Below are 2,287 nucleotides of genomic sequence, written 5' to 3' on the forward strand. Positions count from 1 at the left end.
CTCCCGGCAAGCCCGTCCACGTCCCCGGCCAGTCGGCGGAGATGAGCGCCGGCCTGTCCGAAGCCCACGCCCCCTTCATCTTCGACCCGGCGGCGGCGAAGAACCGGCCGCCCATGTTCGCCCCCGTCACCGGCCCGCGCCTGACGCCCGACGAACCCCCCGGCAAGCCGTCCGACTGGGTGCCGCACCGCCCGGACCGGCCCGAGGGCCGCAAACACATCCCCTTCCGCCTGCATTCCGAATACAGCCCCGCCGGCGACCAGCCCTCCGCCATCGCCGAATTGGTGGCCACGGCGAAGACGGGCGAGCGCGACCAGGTCCTGCTCGGCGTCACCGGCTCGGGCAAGACCTTCACCATGGCCAAGGTCATTGAACAGACCCAGCGCCCGGCCCTGATCCTCGCCCACAACAAGACCCTGGCGGCCCAGCTCTATTCCGAGTTCAAGAGCTTCTTCCCGGACAACGCCGTCGAGTATTTCGTCAGCTACTACGACTACTACCAGCCCGAGGCCTACGTCCCCCGGACCGACACCTACATCGAGAAGGACTCGTCCATAAACGAACAGATCGATCGCATGCGCCACTCGGCGACGCGGGCGATCCTGGAGCGGGACGATGTGATCGTGGTGGCCAGCGTCAGCTGCATCTACGGCATCGGCTCGGTCGAGACCTATACGGCCATGACCTTCACCCTGAAGGTCGGGGACCAGATCGACGAGTCCAAGCTGCGCGCCGACCTGATCGCCCTGCAGTACAAGCGCAACGACGCCGCCTTCGACCGCGGCATGTTCCGCAAGCGCGGCGACGTCATCGAGGTCTTCCCCGTCCACATGGAGGACCGCGCCTGGCGCATCCAGCTGTTCGGCGACGAGCTGGAATCCATCCAGGAGTTCGACCCCCTGACCGGGAAAAAGACCGCCGACCTGACCGAGATCACCGTCTACGCCGCCAGCCACTACGTCACCCCGCGCCCCTCGCTGAACCAGGCTATCACCGGCATCAAGGCCGAGCTGAAGGAGACGCTCGACTGGATGATCGAGAACGGCAAGCTGCTGGAGGCCCAGCGGCTCGAGCAACGCGTCCGCTTCGATCTGGAGATGATGGAGGCCACCGGCTCCTGCGCCGGCATCGAGAACTACAGCCGCTGGCTGACCGGCCGCGCCCCGGGCGAGCCGCCGCCCACCTTCTTCGAATACATCCCCGACAACGCCCTGCTGTTCGTCGACGAGAGCCACGTCACCGTCGGCCAGATCAGCGCCATGTACCGCGGCGACTACCGCCGCAAATCGACCCTGGCCGAATACGGCTTCCGCCTGCCCAGCTGCATCGACAACCGCCCGCTGAAGTTCGACGAATGGGACGCCATGCGCCCCCAGACCATGTTCGTCAGCGCCACCCCCGGCCCGTGGGAGATGGAGCGCACCGGCGGCGTCTTCACCGAACAGGTCATCCGCCCCACCGGCCTGATCGACCCCCCGGTCGAGATCCGCCCGGTCAGCGGCGCCGCGCGAAACCAGGTCGACGACTGCATCGACGAGGTCAAGGCCGTCGCCCGCGCCGGCTACCGCTCCCTGGTCACCGTCCTGACCAAGAAGATGGCCGAGGACCTGACCGAATACATGCACGAACAGGGCGTGCGCGTCCGCTACATGCACTCCGACGTCGACACCATGGAGCGGATCGAGATCCTGCGCGACCTGCGCATGGGCGCCTTCGACGTCCTGATCGGCATCAACCTGCTGCGCGAGGGCCTCGACATCCCCGAGTGCGGCCTGGTCGCCATCCTCGACGCCGACAAGGAGGGCTTCCTGCGCTCCGAGACCAGCCTGATCCAGACCATCGGCCGCGCCGCCCGCAACGTCGACGGCCGCGTCATCCTCTACGCCGACCGCATGACCGGCTCGATGGAGCGCGCCATCGCCGAGACGAACCGCCGCCGCGAGAAGCAGGAGGCCTACAACGCCGAACACGGCATCACGCCCGAGTCGGTCAAGCGCGACATCCGCGAGATCATGGCCAGCCCCTATGAGTCCCGCGCCCTCGACAGGCTGACGGCGCCGGGCGTGGCCGAGCAGTCCAAACCCTTCACCGGCTCCAACTTCCAGGCCGCCCTCAAGGACATCGAAGGCCGCATGCGCAACGCCGCCGCCAACCTCGAATTCGAGGAGGCCGCCCGCCTGCGCGACGAGATCAAGCGCATGAAGCTGATGGACCTGGAGTTCGCCAACGAGGTCCTGACCGCCGAGGGCGAGGAGGTCGACAAGGCGGCGCCGAAGCGGTGGCGGGC

The 2,287-nt window shown here is 67.6% G+C and carries 1 protein-coding gene; it reads left to right on the forward strand.

The genetic code is table 11. From position 1 onward, the window contains the following. The coding region (gene uvrB / locus VN378_RS16110; protein WP_414642267.1) for an excinuclease ABC subunit UvrB at nucleotides 1–2,287 on the forward strand (2,287 nt) is incomplete at both ends.

Origin of the sequence: Brevundimonas sp. (assembly GCF_035561115.1) — a bacterium.
Taxonomy (GTDB): domain Bacteria; phylum Pseudomonadota; class Alphaproteobacteria; order Caulobacterales; family Caulobacteraceae; genus Brevundimonas.